The sequence below is a fragment of the Tumebacillus algifaecis genome, from assembly GCF_002243515.1.
Lineage (GTDB): Bacteria > Bacillota > Bacilli > Tumebacillales > Tumebacillaceae > Tumebacillus_A > Tumebacillus_A algifaecis.
Window position 1 is genome coordinate 3,881,789 of record NZ_CP022657.1, and the last position, 13,015, is coordinate 3,894,803.

14 protein-coding genes are annotated in these 13,015 nt (G+C 49.3%); 8 read left to right on the forward strand and 6 right to left on the reverse strand.

Going from position 1 to position 13,015, the window contains the following annotated elements; all coding sequences use genetic code 11:
* Positions 1-6: 6 nt before the first annotated feature.
* Complete coding sequence (locus CIG75_RS17200; RefSeq protein ID WP_094237756.1) at positions 7-972, reverse strand: ribose-phosphate diphosphokinase; 966 nt, start codon at positions 970-972, stop codon at positions 7-9.
* A 106-nt stretch (positions 973-1,078) separates the two neighbouring features.
* Between CIG75_RS17200 and CIG75_RS17205 the strand changes: the two genes are divergently transcribed.
* The 7 genes from CIG75_RS17205 to CIG75_RS17235 all read left to right on the forward strand — a co-directional run bounded on the left by CIG75_RS17205 (position 1,079) and on the right by CIG75_RS17235 (position 6,810).
* Positions 1,079-1,510 carry a rubrerythrin family protein gene (locus tag CIG75_RS17205; RefSeq protein ID WP_094237757.1) on the forward strand — a complete coding sequence of 144 codons (432 nt, stop codon included), beginning with the start codon at positions 1,079-1,081 and terminating at the stop codon, positions 1,508-1,510.
* Between the two features lie 83 nt (positions 1,511-1,593).
* The gene (locus CIG75_RS17210) at positions 1,594-2,184 is read left to right on the forward strand and encodes a DUF3501 family protein (protein ID WP_094237758.1); all 591 of its coding nucleotides are present in this window, start codon (positions 1,594-1,596) and stop codon (positions 2,182-2,184) included.
* 96 nt (positions 2,185-2,280) lie between these two features.
* Positions 2,281-2,583 (forward strand): hypothetical protein, encoded by a 303-nt coding sequence (locus CIG75_RS17215; protein WP_094237759.1) that lies wholly within the window; start codon positions 2,281-2,283, stop codon positions 2,581-2,583.
* Between the two features lie 128 nt (positions 2,584-2,711).
* On the forward strand, positions 2,712-3,197 hold the full coding sequence (locus CIG75_RS17220) for a glutathione peroxidase (protein WP_094237760.1): 486 nt from the start codon (positions 2,712-2,714) through the stop codon (positions 3,195-3,197).
* Positions 3,198-3,333: 136 nt separating this feature from the next.
* Positions 3,334-4,656, forward strand: coding sequence for a spore germination protein (locus CIG75_RS17225; protein WP_157729618.1), 1,323 nt, complete (start codon positions 3,334-3,336; stop codon positions 4,654-4,656).
* A complete protein-coding gene (locus CIG75_RS17230; protein ID WP_094237762.1) occupies positions 4,649-5,731 on the forward strand; it encodes a GerAB/ArcD/ProY family transporter in 1,083 nt (360 codons plus the stop codon). The genes CIG75_RS17225 and CIG75_RS17230 overlap by 8 nt, the downstream gene beginning before the upstream one ends.
* Positions 5,728-6,810 carry a Ger(x)C family spore germination protein gene (locus CIG75_RS17235; RefSeq protein WP_094237763.1) on the forward strand — a complete coding sequence of 361 codons (1,083 nt, stop codon included), beginning with the start codon at positions 5,728-5,730 and terminating at the stop codon, positions 6,808-6,810. The genes CIG75_RS17230 and CIG75_RS17235 overlap by 4 nt, the downstream gene beginning before the upstream one ends.
* A gap of 30 nt (positions 6,811-6,840) precedes the next feature.
* Here the strand turns inward: CIG75_RS17235 and CIG75_RS17240 are convergent, their stop codons facing one another.
* From CIG75_RS17240 to CIG75_RS17260, 5 genes are all read right to left on the reverse strand, one after another.
* Positions 6,841-7,476: a hypothetical protein gene (locus CIG75_RS17240; RefSeq protein ID WP_094237764.1), complete on the reverse strand. Its 636-nt coding sequence runs from the start codon at positions 7,474-7,476 to the stop codon at positions 6,841-6,843.
* Positions 7,473-8,330, reverse strand: coding sequence for an ABC transporter ATP-binding protein (locus tag CIG75_RS17245; RefSeq protein WP_094237765.1), 858 nt, complete (start codon positions 8,328-8,330; stop codon positions 7,473-7,475). The genes CIG75_RS17240 and CIG75_RS17245 overlap by 4 nt, the downstream gene beginning before the upstream one ends.
* Before the next feature lie 4 nt (positions 8,331-8,334).
* Positions 8,335-10,389, reverse strand: coding sequence for a hypothetical protein (locus CIG75_RS17250; protein WP_094237766.1), 2,055 nt, complete (start codon positions 10,387-10,389; stop codon positions 8,335-8,337).
* 62 nt (positions 10,390-10,451) lie between these two features.
* On the reverse strand, positions 10,452-10,826 hold the full coding sequence (locus CIG75_RS17255; RefSeq protein WP_094237767.1) for a hypothetical protein: 375 nt from the start codon (positions 10,824-10,826) through the stop codon (positions 10,452-10,454).
* A 555-nt stretch (positions 10,827-11,381) separates the two neighbouring features.
* The gene (locus tag CIG75_RS17260) at positions 11,382-12,242 is read right to left on the reverse strand and encodes a GNAT family N-acetyltransferase (protein ID WP_094237768.1); all 861 of its coding nucleotides are present in this window, start codon (positions 12,240-12,242) and stop codon (positions 11,382-11,384) included.
* A gap of 162 nt (positions 12,243-12,404) precedes the next feature.
* Between CIG75_RS17260 and CIG75_RS17265 the strand changes: the two genes are divergently transcribed.
* Complete coding sequence (locus CIG75_RS17265) at positions 12,405-12,995, forward strand: helix-turn-helix domain-containing protein (RefSeq protein WP_094237769.1); 591 nt, start codon at positions 12,405-12,407, stop codon at positions 12,993-12,995.
* Positions 12,996-13,015: the final 20 nt, after the last annotated feature.

A 13,015-nucleotide genomic window follows, 5' to 3' on the forward strand; every position in this document is an offset into this window, starting at 1 on the left:
AGTCATTCACGGTCGGCTCGTATCGAGCGACAGCGATGAAATCGAGCGATTGGTGTGAATCCGTTCGATCGCTTCTGCAAACAGTGGGGCGACAGACAGCACTTTCAGTTTCGGAAGTGCGTCGAGCCGCTGAATCGGCAGCGTATCGGTGACGACCACCTCCTTGATCAGCGGATGATTGAGCCGTTCATGCGCCGGATGGGAGAACACCGCATGTGTCGCGCAAAGGATGCCTTCTTTGCGCGCTCCATGCTCGACCAACCCTTCGATCACCTTGACCAGCGTGCCGCCCGTGTCGATCATATCTTCAATGATGATCGGCACCTTGTCTTTCACCTCGCCGATCACATGGGTGATCTCCGCTTCATTGTGCTTGGGCCGACGTTTGTTCATCAGAGCGACGGGCAGATCGAGATAGGTCGCCAGCCGCTCTGCCGTCTTCGCCCGCCCCGCATCGGGGGAAACGATGATCGCACGGCTCAAATCTTTGGTACGAAGATAATCGGCGATCAGGTCGAGCGCCGTTATATGATCGACCGGAATGTTGAAAAATCCTTGGATCGCCGGCGCGTGTAAATCCATTGTAATCACGCGCTCCGCCCCGACGGTGGTCAACACATCGGCTACCAACTTGGCAGTAATCGGCTCTCTCGGTTGATCTTGCTTTTCCTGACGTGCATAACCGTAGTACGGCAAAATCACATTAATCATGCCGGCTGAAGATCGTTTCAACGCATCGATCATGACCAGCAGCTCCACAAAATGATCATTGACCGGATGCGAAAATGATTGAAAGACATAGACATCTGCGCCGCGCACGCTTTCTTCGATGCTGACGTACGTCTCACCGCTTTGAAAGCGGGACAATTTCGCCACACCAAGCGGCACCCCGAGCATTCGGCACACTTCATGGACCAGCTCCGGATTGGAGGAACCGGAGAAGATCTTCACATCCTTTGCAGGTCGTTTCAAGGCAATCACTCCTTCGATCAAAATGTGAGATAGCTTACAGTCAGGGGTTCAGTTTGGAGTTATTCTAAATATAGAATTAATCCATGTTCAAAGGGAGGAAACAAAAATGGCATACGAAATCAAAGGCACCAAAACGGCAGAAAACCTCAAAACAGCATTCGCAGGTGAATCGCAAGCGAACCGCCGCTACCTGTTCTTCGCAGAAAAGGCTGACGCAGAAGGTGAAGTTGAAGTAGCAGAACTGTTCCGCGCGATCGCAAACGGCGAGACCAAGCACGCATTCGGTCACTTCGACGCACTGCGCAACAACGGCGAAGGCGACCCGGTGACCGGTCTTCCGGTCAACAATGCAAAAGAGATGCTGGCATCTGCCATCGCTGGTGAAACTTATGAGTACACCGAAATGTATCCGGGCTTTGCAAAAACGGCTCGCGATGAGAACTTCGAAGAGATCGGCGAGTGGATGGAAGTCATGGCAAAAGCTGAGCGCGTTCACGCACAGCGCTTTCAAAAACTGCTCGATTCGCTCGAAGCGTAAGGGCTGAAAGATCCGCCCCGTACATCATACGTGCCGGGCGGTAACTTCATCATCATGACCAAGGAACCGGAGGTGGATTTTTTATGACAACAGCGTTGATTAGCAAAAGCGACATCGTGGCACTCCCGACGTACCGTCAAGGCCGCGACGAATATGTCAAAAAGATGATCCAGTATAAGAAGGCCCGCCGTGTGCGCTTCAATGAGGACATTTCGATTTTGTTCGAAAACAAAAACACGGTCCTCTTCCAAATCCAGGAACTTCTGAACAACGAGGATCTGACCGACCCGAAAGAGATCAATGAGTATATTGAGATCTACTCGGGGATGGTACCGGGCACAAACGAGCTGTCGGCGACCTTGTTCATCGAAACGGATGAGCAAACGGCGCTGACCGAGCTTTTGGGCAAGCTGAAAGGCATCGAACATCACCTCTCCTTGGTTGTGAACGGTGAAACGATCAAAGCGGTCTTTGAAGAAGAGCACGACGATCGCGAGTTCACCACATCGGTGCACTACCTCAAGTTCCCGCTGACCGGAACGGCGATCGCGTATCTCGCCAACGGCTCCTATGAGCACGAAGACGTGAAGCTGGTGCTTGACCATGAGCACATGAACGTCACCGTCGCGCTCACGCCAGACACGATCGCGTCTTTGGCTAAAGACTTGGCCTAATCGAAAACGCCCACTGCCGCAAGAGGCAGTGGGCGTTTTTTCTACACATGCTCAGTTGGTGTATGTCCCACACTAAGCACAGGGAGGTGGTCAGGCATGCTTTCATTTACCGGCTTTCTGTTGATCAGCATAGGTCTGTTTGCGCTTTTTTATGTGTGGTACTGGGCCGTGCACCGCAACGGCGTGCCAAACGCCGCCCAAGCGGAGGCAGGCGACAGGCGGACCCACGACGATACGCACAGGAAGCGTTCGAAGGTGTGGCCGCGCAACGTCGCGATGGTCGAATTCGGCTCGTTCGATGAGCCTGAAGACGCAAAGCGCACCGCAGAACGTCAGATCACCGATCCGCACCGTCTGTTGTCCGCCCCAAAAAGCGAGGCCCCGCGCGACAGCAAGTAGCAGCACCATACCCCTTCGCACGCGCGCGAAGGGGTTTTTGCAAGCATCCAAGGTGAACTCAAGCTATAATCGGACAAGATGTGGTATAATATACCAAGATTTACGCATTTCGAAAGGAGACTGTGTACATGACCACTTTCTACGACCTGACAGCTACGACCGCCCAAGGCGAATCGCGTTCCTTGGCTGACTACAAAGGAGACGTCCTGCTGATCGTCAACGTCGCATCCAAATGCGGCTTCACCCCGCAGTATGAAGGTTTGGAAAAATTGTATCAGTCCTACAAAGATCAAGGGCTGCGCATCCTCGCCTTCCCGTCCAACGATTACGGCGCACAAGAGCCGGGCACGATCGCCGAAGTGCAGCAGTTCTGCTCGATCAACTACGGCGTCACATTCGATCTGTTCGACAAGGTGCACGCCAAAGGCGCTGACCAGCATCCCGTCTACAAATACTTGACCAACCATGCGCCGGAAACTGGCGACGTTCACTGGAATTTCGAAAAGTTCCTCGTCGGCCGCGATGGCCAGATCATCGGGCGCTTCGGCTCCCGCGTTGCACCGCTCGATGGCGAACTGACAGACGCTGTCGAAAAAGCGTTGGCTGTCGAGTAACCGTTCAATTTGCACAAGCAAGAGACCTCATCGCCAGAGCGGCGGTGAGGTCTCTTTTTTGTGCACTGATCGACCATCAAAAAACTGTGCATATTGTTGAAATCTGGAATCATCCTATATGCAAGAGGTGAGTGCCTTGTCTGATACCATTTCGCTAGCATCGTTAGAAAAACTGGGCGACTTTCAAAAGCAGTCCATTCGGCTTTTGGAGCACGACGTGTGTTTCCTCTTTTTGCATACTCTGGTCGATGCCCACCAAACCAAGCAACAACTGTTCACATGGAGTGCGGAAGCAGTCACTCGGGCGTGGGATGTGGAGATGTTGCTGGTTCGGATCGAAGGAGAAGCGATCAGTTCTGATCAACTGACCGCCGCCCTCGTCAATGGTATGGCCATCCTCCAGTTCCCAGATCGGGCACAATACATTCAGTTTGTTCCGATTCGAAAAAAGTTCGATCGTTCGATAACAGAATCACAGACGCAAAGCGTGGTTCAAGGCGCGCAAAATTCATTTACTGAGGATCTCAACACCAACATTGCACTGCTGAGAAAACAGTCGGTAACCCCCGAATTGATCTATCGTCCCGTCACGCTTGGCACCCATTCGAAGCGATCTGCCGCCATGCTCTATCTGGAAGGAACGGCAAATCCTGAGCTGGTCGATCAGGTCTGGCAAGCCATTCAAAAAGGAGCAAAGCTCAAACATCACACCTCGCAAAGCATGTTAAAAACGCTGCAACAAAAATGGTGGAATCCGTTTCCGACCGTTTACAGCACCGAACTGCCGCACGAAGCGACTCATTTACTGCAGGAAGGGCGAGTGCTCGTCTTTCTAGATCAATATCCTATGGCAATGGCTGCACCCGGCTTGCTCCAAGATGCATTTGGACTGGCCGAAGATCGGAACTATCCGAGCATCATCACCTATTTTTTTCGCATTTTTCGCGTGATCGCCTTTATCATCGCGATCACCGCTCCTTCGCTGTACGTGGCGCTGATCGCCGTCAATCCGGAGGTCCTCCGCATTCAGTTGGCCTTGTCGATCGCCCAGAGTCGGGAGGGGGTGCCCTATCCGGCGCTGGTCGAAGTGTTGTTGATGATGTTGGTGATGGAACTCGTGATGGAGGCGAGCGTTCGGCTTCCCAAGAGCATTGGACCAACGGTGACGATGGTTGGGGGGATCGTGTTGGGACAAGCAGTGGTACAGGCACAATTGGTCAGCAACCTGTTGATCATCGTGATCTCGGCGATGACGATCGCCAACTTCTCCATCATCGGCTACCAGAACGCGGTAGCCGTGCGCCTCGTGAAATATGCGTTGCTCATCATCACGACAATCTACGGACTGATCGGCATGATCGTCGGCGTGGCGTGGTGCATTGCGTTTATAAGCGGGATGACAACGTTTGGTATCCCCTATCTCAGCATCATGAAAGTAAAAGAGGGTTCGCATGAATAATCAAGTGTATCAATATCGTGTGCTCTTCTTTGTCATCCATCTGGGCTCCGTTTTTCTGTTGTTCCCAGAAATGATCCTCTTGCTCGGACGCACGCCCTGGCTTCCGATCTTGTTCGGGATGATCATTCAACTTCTGTTGCTCTGGCTGTATCTCTCCGGGCTGCGCGCATTTCCGGGGCAAAATCTGATCGACATCTTTTTGTCCAAAGGCAAATGGTTCGCACGTCTTTTGTTGCTGCCCTATATCGTGTACCTGTTCAACGGCAATTTCATCTTCATCCGCTCCTATGCCGAGATGATGACGATCACCATGTTCAAACAAACACCGATCTGGGCCCTAGCTGTGCTTCTGCTCATCATTCCTTTGTACATGGCCAGCAAAGGACTTAGCACAATTTTGCGGACCACGATGCTGCTGTCCATGCTGTTCCTGCCGATGTTGCTCGCGACCATCATCGCATCCGCTCAAAATATTGATATCCGCAATGCATTTCCGATCGGCGAATTTTCCTTGCAATTTCTGGGGAGTATCAACTTTATCAGTTTGTTTTTTGTCTTCAGTCCGTTCTTGATCCTTGGCATGCTCAATCACAACGAGAAGGTCCTGACCGAAAACAAACGACCCGCGATGTACTATTTGATCTCCGGCGCCGTCGCACTGTTTTGTTTGATCGCCGTATACATTCCGATCCTGTCCTTTGGCTTGGAGATGAACCAACGGCTCCAATATTCCATGCTGATTGCGATCGATGCGGTCGATTTGGAATGGTTCGTCTTTGATCGGATCACGGTGTTCTACGTCAGTTCCTTGCTGGCATTTGTGTTCATTTATTTGGCGATCCAATGTTGGATTTTCACCCAGTTGGTGTCCAAATTGTTTCTTCCTCGGCTGAAGCCAAGTCTGATCACGTGGAGCTTTGGTCTGGTCACCTTGGTGGGAACGGTGTTGATCCCGACCTGGGAATGGGTATTTAAAGCAGTTCGCTTAGATACCCCGTTTCGCTTCTACTCGATGGTGCTGATTCCGCTTCTCATCAAAGGCATGTCGCTTCGAAAAGGCAGGTCGATACAATGAAACGGAAGGTGAAAACTTCTTGGTTGCCACTCGGCTTGCTGCTCTGCTGGCTGCCGATGCTCGTCGGTTGTTGGGACGTAAAAGACATCAACCATCGCTCGTTGCCAGCGGCGATGGCGATCGACATTTCTGACAAAGGCACTTATGAGGTCTGGGTAAAAATTCCGAAGATCGGCGGCAAGACCAGCAGTGAATATATCGTCACCTACGCGCAAAATCCTTCCCTGTCCAAAGCGATCGATACCATTTCGGCCAACCTCGACCGCACCGTAGATTTGTTACATATCAAAATGATCTTTATCTCCAAGAAGGTGTGTATACGCGGTACTTCTGAGGTGGTGGACTATGCGATTCGAACCCGAGAGATTGGGAACAAAAGCAAATTGGCGATCGTAACGGGTGACATGAATCAATTTTTTAGCTCGACCTCGAAAAGTGTGTCTGGAAGCACTGGGATTTCCTATGATAATTTTTTCAGCACGCAGTCCGGATGGACGCCGGAAGTGGTCCGGATTTCGCTCTGGGAAGCCTACCGCGGACGTTGGTCCATGACGCAAGACAGCGTGCTGCCGGTCATCACCAGAGGTACCACCACCTTGTTGACGCTCAAGGGCGGCGCGTATATGAGAGAGGGAAAGCTGACGGGAACGCTTAATCTTAACGAGACCTTTACCTACAACGTCTTCAAAGGTGACTTCAGGGGCGGTATTGTGCAGTTCTTTGAAAGCGGAGCCGTCCGGATTCTGGAAGCGAACGTGGACAAAAAAGTAAAGATTATCGGCGATCGACCCATCTTGGACACCCGATTCAAACTGACCGTCACCGTGCTGGAGCGCAAGGGCAATGCAACCGATGAGACGTTGATCAAAGACATCCAACAGATGTTCACCAAGACATTTTTAGACACGCTGGCCCAAGCACAATCGGATCGAACTGACATCTTTGCCATCGGTCAGTTGTTTCGGAGCAAATATTCGTTCAGCCAATTGCAAAAATGGAAAGACGAGCTCTATCCACAGCTGAAAGCGAACATCAAAGTCGATGTGATCATCCGCAACCGCGGGAATTTGAGAAATTAAAAATCCCCCTTTTCTAAGGGGGCCGTATCATCAATGAAAACGGTTCTGTCGATTCAACAAGATCTGACCCAACGTCAGCAACAGCACACCACAGAGAAATGTGGTGACGGATCGACTTGCGAACGCTGAAATCGGCAGGACTCGATCATTAAACAGATAGACATTCACGTACGGGAAAAGCTCCCCTTTGGTGAATATTTGCGTGCAAGAGTAGAGAATGAGCACCACAAGGGACCAACCGCAATTTCGGAATAGAACGACCGATGCATAGCCCAGTCCGGCAAAAAATATACTTTGTGTCGCGAACTGAAGAAACAAAGACGCCGTTACGAACTCGGGGAACCAGACATCGATCAGCGCAATACTTGCCAGCAAAAACAACAGATAGCCCGCCAAAAAGAACAAAACTCGAAATAGTCCAAGTTGCAAACGTGAGATCGGATAACTAAAAATCGTTTCCCCACCCGGTTCCTCCAAAAGATCTTGAAACAAAAAGATCGACCACCAGGCAGCGAAAGCAGGGAGCATCGCTTCCAGCATCGGTAAAAGTTGATTCGTAGAAAAATAGCGTCCAGCCCATACAGACAACACCAAAATCAACAACGGAAGATACGCGTTGATCCCCATCGCTTTCCAGTCAAAGAACAAGTTCAGTCTCCCGTTCATACCGATTCCTTCATGAGATATAGATAGCCCTCTTCCAACGAGGGCGATACAGGGACAGCTCCAATTGGAGGGATGTTTGCTAGAAATCGAACCTGATAGCGATCGCCCACGCGATGACTGGAGATCACGTGCAAAGAGTCTGCAACCTGATAATATTCATCCTGTGTCACTTCCAAATGCCACACGTTTCCTTCCGCCAATTCGCCCAACTCTCCGATGTACCCATGCGCAATCAGTTTCCCTTGGTGTAAGATCGCTGCCCGATCACATGTTGCTTCAATGTCTTCCACAATATGAGTGGAGATGATGACGATCGAATGCTCGCCCAATTGTCGCAACAGTTTACGAAAACGAATTCGCTCCTCCGGGTCGAGACCTGCAGTCGGTTCATCGACGATCAGTATTGGCGGATCGCCAAGGATTGCTTGTGCGATGCCAACTCGGCGCACCATCCCTCCCGATAATTGCCCAATTTTTTTATCCTTTTGATCGTACAGATTCACCTGTTGCAAAACTTGCTCAATGATCTGTGCACGATTCTTTTGCAACCCCTTTAGAACTGCAAGATGATCCAGCACTTCATGCACTTTCATTTGTTTATATAGGGAAAAGTTTTGAGGAAGGTAGCCAATCAGGCCACGCACCTCTTGTGTCTTGCTCCAATCCACTTCTCCAAAGGAAATCTGACCACCGCTTTTCGGCAACAGAGTCGTCAAGATCCGCATCAGAGTGGTCTTACCAGCACCATTTGGACCTAGCAGACCAAACATGCCAGTAGGAATCGTGATTGAGATATCCTCTAACGCCCTTACTTTTCCGAAATTCTTAGAGACTTGTTCAAGTTTAAGTTCCACTCTGTCACTGTCCTCCTTTTGATGCTGCCTGAAGAGAAGAAATGTCTTTCCAACCCATGGACTCGCTCTGTTGCAAAAGCTTCAGCCATTCATGAAAGAACGTTTGCATCCGGTGAGAATCGTTCGAATTTTGCTCCACGTACGTCATGATTTGTTGTAATGTTTCCGCTTCTCGTTTCATTCCGCTCATCTGATAGCTTCGCTGGAGGCGTCTTACACTCACAGACGATACATCACCTTGTCGAAAATGAACCCAATAATCATAGCTATTCACCAGTAAAACATGCATGTCTAACGGTTGTTTCACCGACTCAGGAGAGCGTATGAATGCAAAAAGCAATTTCTCGATTTGAGAAGTTTCGTGTTGCAACAATCCTAAATTGTAGGATTGGTTAATGTTAACCAAGACATGATCTTGCCCAAGCCACATATCGCCTGTATAGTTGTTGGTTTCGGTCGGTGTTGAAAGAAAGAACACCGTTTCAGGCAAAGAGGTTGGAGTAGAGAACCTCCAGTCTCCGTTGATGAGTCCCAACGCCTGCTGAGTACGCGACAAATAGGCTGGCACATCCTTCAACATAGACGTTAGCGAAACGGGGTAAATCACACGAGTTTGACCTATTTTTGTCTCTGTCATCATGCCGCCCACAATGGTAAGACCATTTGGTACAGTTCCCTTCCATTGATTGTTTGCTGTTTGCGGCAAATTCGTGTACAGCTGAACATTGCCCTGATACTGCAAGGAATATGCGATGTCATGTTGCGGAGCGAGAGGAGTACGTCGCAGATCAATCGAACCTACGTGCATCGCTTGATGAGAACCCTCTGTTGGCAGCCAAGGGAAATAGTTCGGTAACATGACCGCCTGCTCGTTTGCAAAAAAGTAAGGAGAGCTGTGTCCTTCGTATTTCACATTCAGCAAGACCTGCTGTCCCTGTTTCACTTTCGATAGAAAAATGATTTCCGTCTGGTCTCCCCTTTGCTGAAATTGCAAAGGCTGCCCCATTTCATCTGCAACTTTAGTGACTCGAAGATCATGATACAAAGTAAAAACCAAACGGTCGATGTTCTCTAGCGGCAGTACCTGTAGCATCACCTGCGCTTGAAGACCATTGTCCGTCTTCAGAGCAATCTCATAGGATGTGATCTGGTACGCAGTAGTACTCTCGATCTGGACTGCACGGTTGTGCTCATAGTAAGCATAGTCATTCACTTGGCTCTTCTGTTGATAACTTGAAAAATTGAATGATAGCAACACCAGCCCCACCACCAAAAGGGGGAAAAAAAGTAGTTGCTTGACCGGGATAGTACGTCTGTAATTTTTAAACAACGTAATCATCCATATAACCCCAACCACAATCAACAATAGAAAACTTTTCTGGTTCCATCGAAATGACTCCATCGGGAGACCGTATACGGGATCATAAGGATCAGTAAAGCTGGTTTGACCTAAGTTGATAAATTGTAAAAACTGAGTGGCATTCACTCCTGTAACGGCCATCGGTAATTGATAGATCGAAACATTAAGCGGCCCGAGAAACGTCCAAAGTAACAACAAAAGCGGATATGCGGCTTTTGATTTCATGTACGCCCCGACGATCATTCCGATGATGCCCGATAGGAAGAACGGTACTCCCCAATACAAGAGCAAGTACAACAAGGCTTTCTGATAAAACACAGCCGCTACATCTGCTCGGAAATAGAAACCATAAAGCACCAAAAGAGTGCTTGCAAGAAATAGAGTGAGTATGCTCCACAAAGCTGCAAGTTTCCCCAAGATTTTCGAACGAAAACCGTTTGCAAGACTGAGAAAAATCTCCTCAGAGGAAGAAAAGTACTCTCTCCTTACCAGGGACAGACCTAAGAGTAACGAAACAAAAATACCAACCTGCACGATAAAAGCGGAAGCAACGAGTGTCCCCCCAGGGTCTTTTTCACCCATAAAAAATGAAAATGTATACCCAACATACGTTACTAAAAGAAAGAAAAACAGCCATGTCCAATAATTTCGTCGTAACAACTTGATTTCCACAGCAAAGGAACTCAAGAATGTGTTCATCCAACTCTTCCCTTCAAACTCGTATGTAAGGACAGACCGGTTGCCCAATCTGTCCTGAAGAATTAATTCGTAGCACTACCACTTGCAACTACACCATAGTAGTTTGGCCCATCCGGATCGAGCCAAAGATAGTGGAGGGATTCCGATGCATTAAACGTGTAATTAGTAAAAGATGCGCCAGCAGTCAATGATTGATCAAATTTTCTGGTATCTGGGCAAGCTGTGCAGTTTTGTTGGTATACTTCAACCCAAACTTTGTTCGTTGAAATCGGGTTGTTATAGCCATCTACTGAAACTGTCCCTTTCATTGACACCGAACCGCCGCGAGCAAAAGTATCATAGTACCCAATCGTAGCCGAAGAGGTACCTGCCGCGTAAGCAGAAGATCCCACCAAAAATGCGGCTGCTAAAAGTGGTAAGTAGAGCTTTTTGTCCATATCATATTCCTCCTAGATCTGTGATTTCATTCATAGTTGAAAAAGTAACATAACAAATCATTCGTCATAAACGCAAGTGTAAGTATATATTTTGTTACAAGATTCGTCAACTAAAATTTCCCAAATAGATAAACCATGTATAAACTTTTCAACACCTTACAAAATCTTTCTTTCCCAAGCGCTCTTCACCCACATTTTTCTTTTGGCCCCGCTGCTATTCATAAAAAACGTACTGTTCGTTGATCAAAATGAAATTCGCTACACAATCAAATGGCTTGCGATTCGACTGTGAGGAAGAGTTGCAAAGCTGAACACGACCGCTGAAAATAAATATGAACTCGTCTGATGGGCGACAAAATGCATCTTCGTTCATGTCCATCATCTCATAATATAGAGGCTAATGCGTTTTCGTCCGCACTACTTCGATCAAGCACTCGAAGCGTTTACAAACGACAGACAATTCCCTTGCGCAAACATCCCGATTCTGAATGGCTGTGAAAACACGAATTTGCATCCCCGCCCTTTGCAATTGCAAAGAGGGTTATACGAATACGTTTACAACGGCAGACGGTAATAGCCGAACGCTGTGGTCAGCTCAAACCCGATCGATTGATAGAGCCCGAGCGCTTTGCGGTTTTCGGTTGCTACCTCGAGCGCATGGCGCGAACGTCCCGCCGCCTGTAGCCGATTGACCAGCGTCCAGAGGATATAGCGCCCATATCCTTTGCCGCGCTGCTCTGGCTCAACGACGAATCCGTAGTAAAATGCGGTATCCGCCTCACTTAAACTGATCGAGATCGCGGCGATCTGCCGACCCTCGACGACCCCAAGGTAGACCTGGCGGTTCGGGTTGTTCAAGTCGTTGGCGATGTTGTCTCGCATGTCAGCTTCCGAAAGCCCAAACCCAACCGCCATCAAATGCGCGATCACCGCCGCATCCTCCTTCGTTTGCGCCCGTACCAGCTCTACGTCACCACCTTGAGGCGCTGAGCCCGCTCCTTTCAGATCCATCCCATACTCGGAAAACGCGTACGCTGCGCCGATTTTTCTTGCAAATGCCTCTGCTGGCAGCGCATCCTCTTCCACGATGAACAACATGTTTTGGTAACCTCGCGCCGCACACTCGTCCTTCGCCGCTTCGTACAGTCGTGTGAATACGCCTTGACGACGATGTGCCGGGTGCACCATGCCGCTGATCTCAATCTCTTTTTTGTTAAAACCATACATGCCTAAGTAGCCGATCAACTGACCATCCTGATAGAACAGGAAGTCATTCACCACATCCCCACTGCGGTTTTTCACCAGATCAAGAACCAGCTTGAGCGCCACTTTGTCCTGTTGCCTGACCAGGCTTGCCAGCGCAGTGATCTCTTCCAATTCTGTCGGTGATACTTGCGTTCGTGCTTCGATCGTCATCGTTTGTCGATTTCCCCTTTTTTCCAGTGATACTCATAAGTATACAGAACATTGACAACATTTTGGAGTCGAGCGTATACTATGGATAACCGATCAAGAAAATTTGATCGAGCTGTAAAAATAGATCAAGCAAGTTTGACTGATCATAATCTGAGGTGAGGGATGAAACAGGATTCCGTCTATGAAGTGACCTCATTGGAGCAGATGAAGGCACTGTCCAACCAATTGCGAGTGCAGATCCTCAACCAATTTGATGACGAGCCGCGCACCTCCAAGCAGTTAGCCGACCTGTTGGAACTGCCCGCATCCAAGGTTCACTACCATGTGCGGGAGTTACATAAAAGCGGCCTGCTCGTGCTGGTCGAGACGCGGGAGAAAGGTGGGGTGATCGAAAAATACTACATGCCGGTGGCAAAGCAGATCCGCATTGCCCTACAAGAGTCGGACACGTACAACAATGAGGAGCGCACGGTGCGCTACGAAATTGGGCGAGCGTTTGTCGATGAGTATTTGAACGCCTACCACAAATCATTGCAACTGGTTGACCAACTGCGCGAGGAAGGCAAGGACACGGAAGGCTTAGGGCCAGCGACCGTGATGGGCTGGCTCTACCTGACCAAAGAGCAACAACAAGAGATGCGCAAAGAGATCAAAGAACTATTGAAAACGTGGGAAGAGCGATACAGCCAGCAGGAGAAGACCGATCAGACCCGTCCTTGGCGGGCATTCCTTTCGCTGTTCCCGGAACTGTAACGCATCGCATGTCACTAAAA

What these genes read in the sequence shown, in the direction of transcription:
- CIG75_RS17215 (WP_094237759.1), top strand. Translation starts at nt 2,281, where the DNA reads ATGCTTTCATTTACCGGCTTTCTGTTGATCAGCATAGGTCTGTTTGCG.
- CIG75_RS17240 (WP_094237764.1), bottom strand. Translation starts at nt 7,476, where the DNA reads ATGAACGGGAGACTGAACTTGTTCTTTGACTGGAAAGCGATGGGGATC.
- CIG75_RS17250 (WP_094237766.1), bottom strand. Translation starts at nt 10,389, where the DNA reads ATGAACACATTCTTGAGTTCCTTTGCTGTGGAAATCAAGTTGTTACGA.
- CIG75_RS17220 (WP_094237760.1), top strand. Translation starts at nt 2,712, where the DNA reads ATGACCACTTTCTACGACCTGACAGCTACGACCGCCCAAGGCGAATCG.
- CIG75_RS17210 (WP_094237758.1), top strand. Translation starts at nt 1,594, where the DNA reads ATGACAACAGCGTTGATTAGCAAAAGCGACATCGTGGCACTCCCGACG.
- CIG75_RS17205 (WP_094237757.1), top strand. Translation starts at nt 1,079, where the DNA reads ATGGCATACGAAATCAAAGGCACCAAAACGGCAGAAAACCTCAAAACA.
- CIG75_RS17235 (WP_094237763.1), top strand. Translation starts at nt 5,728, where the DNA reads ATGAAACGGAAGGTGAAAACTTCTTGGTTGCCACTCGGCTTGCTGCTC.
- CIG75_RS17265 (WP_094237769.1), top strand. Translation starts at nt 12,405, where the DNA reads ATGAAACAGGATTCCGTCTATGAAGTGACCTCATTGGAGCAGATGAAG.
- CIG75_RS17260 (WP_094237768.1), bottom strand. Translation starts at nt 12,242, where the DNA reads ATGACGATCGAAGCACGAACGCAAGTATCACCGACAGAATTGGAAGAG.
- CIG75_RS17255 (WP_094237767.1), bottom strand. Translation starts at nt 10,826, where the DNA reads ATGGACAAAAAGCTCTACTTACCACTTTTAGCAGCCGCATTTTTGGTG.
- CIG75_RS17230 (WP_094237762.1), top strand. Translation starts at nt 4,649, where the DNA reads ATGAATAATCAAGTGTATCAATATCGTGTGCTCTTCTTTGTCATCCAT.